The sequence below is a fragment of the Frankia sp. CoWAU3 genome, assembly GCF_977971855.1.
This window is the reverse complement of record NZ_CDWWXB010000206.1, coordinates 3,313-6,739: the sequence shown is the minus strand read 5'-3', so window position 1 is coordinate 6,739 and position 3,427 is coordinate 3,313. Positions and strand designations below refer to the sequence as shown.

The 3,427-nt window shown below is 69.5% G+C and carries 4 protein-coding genes; 2 read left to right on the top strand and 2 right to left on the bottom strand.

What is annotated here, in order from left to right; genetic code table 11:
* Window positions 1–124: 124 nt before the first annotated feature.
* The gene (locus AC08ON_RS15355) at window positions 125–910 is read left to right on the top strand and encodes an electron transfer flavoprotein subunit beta/FixA family protein (protein WP_476608162.1); all 786 of its coding nucleotides are present in this window, start codon (window positions 125–127) and stop codon (window positions 908–910) included.
* Window positions 911–923: 13 nt separating this feature from the next.
* Window positions 924–1,886 carry an electron transfer flavoprotein subunit alpha/FixB family protein gene (locus AC08ON_RS15350; RefSeq protein ID WP_476608161.1) on the top strand — a complete coding sequence of 321 codons (963 nt, stop codon included), beginning with the start codon at window positions 924–926 and terminating at the stop codon, window positions 1,884–1,886.
* An 87-nt stretch (window positions 1,887–1,973) separates the two neighbouring features.
* Here the strand turns inward: AC08ON_RS15350 and AC08ON_RS15345 are convergent, their stop codons facing one another.
* Complete coding sequence (locus tag AC08ON_RS15345; RefSeq protein WP_476608160.1) at window positions 1,974–2,768, bottom strand: hypothetical protein; 795 nt, start codon at window positions 2,766–2,768, stop codon at window positions 1,974–1,976.
* 54 nt (window positions 2,769–2,822) lie between these two features.
* Window positions 2,823–3,427: vWA domain-containing protein (locus AC08ON_RS15340; protein ID WP_476617212.1), on the bottom strand; the 605-nt coding region annotated here is incomplete at its 5' end.

Here is a 3,427-nt window from a genome sequence, read left to right as displayed (position 1 = left end):
AAATCCTCATCTCAGGGGCGTACTGCGGTCCGCGTCACGTCGTCGATCATTGAGCGCGTGAGCGCCCCAGATGCGACGATGTCAAGGGACTGACATCGGATGTTGGCTACGGAGGCCCCAACGCGTGAACATCGTCGTTACCGTCAAGCAGGTTTCTGACACCTGGGCGGAGAAGAAGCTCGACGTCGCGGACAAGACCGTCGACCGTAAGAGTGTCGACAGCGTTATGAACGAGATGGACGAGTACGGGGTCGAAGAGGCCCTGAAGATCAAGGAAGCGCACGGGGGCGAGGTCACCGTCGTCACGATGGGACCGGCCAAGGCGGCCGAGACGATCCGCAAGGCCCTGTCGATGGGCGCGGACAAGGCCGTGCACCTGACGGACGACTTGCTGCACGGGTCGGACGCGCTGGCGACGTCCGCCGCGCTGGCGAAGGTGATCTCCACGCTGTCACCCGACATCGTCATCACCTCCAGCGAGGCTTCCGATGCCCGTGGCGGCGTCATCGGTGCCCTGTTGGCGGAGCGGCTGGCCCTTCCCCAGCTCACCCAGGCCCGCAAGGTCACGGTGGATCCGGCCGCGGGTAAGGTCACGATCGAGCGTCTCGCCGACAACGGCTACGCCCTGGTCGAGGCAAGCCTGCCGGCCGTGGTTGCCGTGGTCGAGAAGATCAACCAGCCGCGTTACCCTTCGTTCAAGGGCATCATGGCGGCCAAGAAGAAGCCGCTGACGACGTTGTCCGCCGCGGACGCGGGTCTGGACGCCGATGCGGTCGGGCTGGCCGGCGCCACGTCGACGGTCGTTGCCTCGGAGCCCGCGCCGCCGCGGTCGAGTGGCACGATCGTCAAGGGCGAGGGCGACGGCGGCACGAAGGTCGCGGAGTTCCTCGCGGCGCAGAAGCTTATCTGAGGGGTTTTGTCCGATGGCTGAAGTTCTCGTGCTCGTCGAGCACGCCGATGGTGAACCCAAGAAGGTCACCGCGGAACTGCTGACGCTCGCCCGTTCGCTCGGCGAGCCCGCCGCGGTGTTCCTCGGAGCGCCGGGCACCTATGCGAAGGCCAAGGAGTACCTCGCGCAGTATGGCGCCGCCAGGGTCTACGTCGTCGAGTCGGAGGACGTCGTCGGCTACGTGGGCGCGCCGGCGGCCGAGGTGCTGGCCAAGCTGGTCGCGGACGCGTCGCCGGCTGCCGTGCTGGTCGCCGCCACCGCGGACTCGCGGGAGATCGCGGCCCGCGTCGCCGCGAAGACCGACTCGGGCCTGATCTGGGACGCTGTCGCGCTGACCCCCGACCTGGTCGCCACCCAGGGTATCTTCGGCGGCTCAACGATCGTCACGTCGAAGGTCGTCAAGGGTGTTCCGGTGGTCGTCGTCCGGCCGAACTCGACGGCGCCCGAGGCCGCCCCGGTGACGCCGTCCGAGCAGACGGTGGACATCGCGATCTCCGACGCCGCGAAGGGGGCCAAGATCGTCGACCGCGTCGTCGAGGCGAAGTCCGGCCGCCCGGACCTCACCGAGGCCCAGGTCGTCGTCTCCGGTGGTCGCGGTCTGGGCGCCGCCGAGCACTTCACCCTGGTGGAGAAGCTGGCCGACACCCTCGGCGCCGCGGTCGGCGCGTCGCGTGCCGCCACCGACGCCGGGTGGTACCCGCACCAGAACCAGGTCGGGCAGACCGGCAAGACGGTGTCCCCGCAGCTCTACATCGCGGTCGGCATCTCCGGCGCGATCCAGCACCGGGCCGGGATGCAGACGTCCAAGACGATCGTCGCGATCAACAAGGACCCGGAAGCGCCGATCTTCGAGTTCGCGGACTACGGGCTGGTCGGCGATCTGTTCAACGTCGTCCCGCAGCTCATCGAGGCGATCGAGAAGCGCAGGGCCGGCTGATCGATCCCGCGGACCGGCCACGGCCGGGCGTCCATCCGTCTCGGCGAGGGTGGCGCCCGGCCGTCGTTTAGGACCCACGCCCGTGCGTCATCTCCGCGGGTCTTCGCGCACCCGGAGCACCACCAGCGTGAGGTCGTCGTGGTCGATCTCGCCCGCGTCCTTGAGCTGGTGGGCGAGCCCCTCCAGGTTCGGCTTGCGCAGGTCGGGAAGTCGCCGCCAAACCTCCGGATCAGTCCACGGCAGGGTGTAAAGCCACTTGCTGATCGCGTCGCTGCCGAGCAGGAAGACCTCCCCCGCCTCGGCGAAGCCTCGCCGCACCCGCACCGGCCAGCCCTCCCCGGTCGGCGCGAGCCGACGGGCCCGCCCGAGGTCGCTGGGCACCAGGTCGGGGGTGCTTGTGAAGGCTGCCGATGCGGAGTACGGGAAGAACTCGGGTTGCGCGCCCGCCAGGATGGCCTCCGGCGAGGGCACCCGGACCAGGCAGGAGTCGCCGACCGCGATCGCCTCCCACTCCAGCCGGCCGTCGTGTTCGTTCTCCTCGCTCCTGAATTGCAGTCCAAGAAACGTGGCGAACGCCGCTTCCGTCGCACCGACGCCCTGGAACCGCCAGTCGTCGGGATCGACCGTCGGCGGGCTCAGGTTCCAGATCCTGATCGTCTCGCGGAACCATTCGTAGATGCCCTCGGCCGAGGCCCCGATCGGCGGCGGCGTGTTGACGTATCGCGTGACCAGCAGGTTTGCCCACCGCCGCACGTCGACCCCCTCCGACGCGCCATCCGCGACGGCCGCCCGCCGGCGCGCCGTGCTCACCATCGTCGCGTCTTCGGAGGCATAGCCGCTGTTCTTCGGCAGCCACACCTGCACACGGCCCGTGACCCGCACTCCCGCACCTCTCCTTCCTCGGGACCCACCGCAGCCGTCGGCCCACCGCCCCACTCAGGCGTCGACCTGAGCCACCTGGGTGCCGACGGTGAGGGCGAGGACGATCGCGTCGGGTGTCGCGTTGGAGACGAATCCCCGGGCGCCGGGCCGGGTCTGCGCACCCAGGCGCTCCGCCGCGGTGCGCATCAGCGGCGGCAGCTCGCTCGACATCCGGAACAGCCCGCGAGCCCACTCGTCGGACAGCTCGGACTCGGCCGCGGGGAAGGTGGTGGTGGTCTGCGCGACCGCGGAGATGCTGATGTTGAACAGCAGCAGGTTGCCGTCCGCGGTGCGCAGTGACCGTAGCCGGTCGGCCCACATCTGCACCTTCTCGGGCTCGCCGTCGGTGGCTGCTCCATCGGTGATGTTGATGATGATTGGTGGGAAGGAGTCCTGGTGGCTCTGGGCCCAGCCGGAGGCGAGGCTCCCGGCCATGTCGAGGGCGGCGCACATCGGGGTGAGGCCCGCCCCGAACGGTTCGAACCACACGGGCATCGAGGAGCCGTGCCGCTCCTCCCGGCGCAGCACGCAGGAGAAGAGGTCCGGTACCGAGACCAGCCACTGGCCGGCGAGTGCTCCGGTGAACAGTGAGCGGGCCTCCTCGCCGCTGTAGCCGAGCA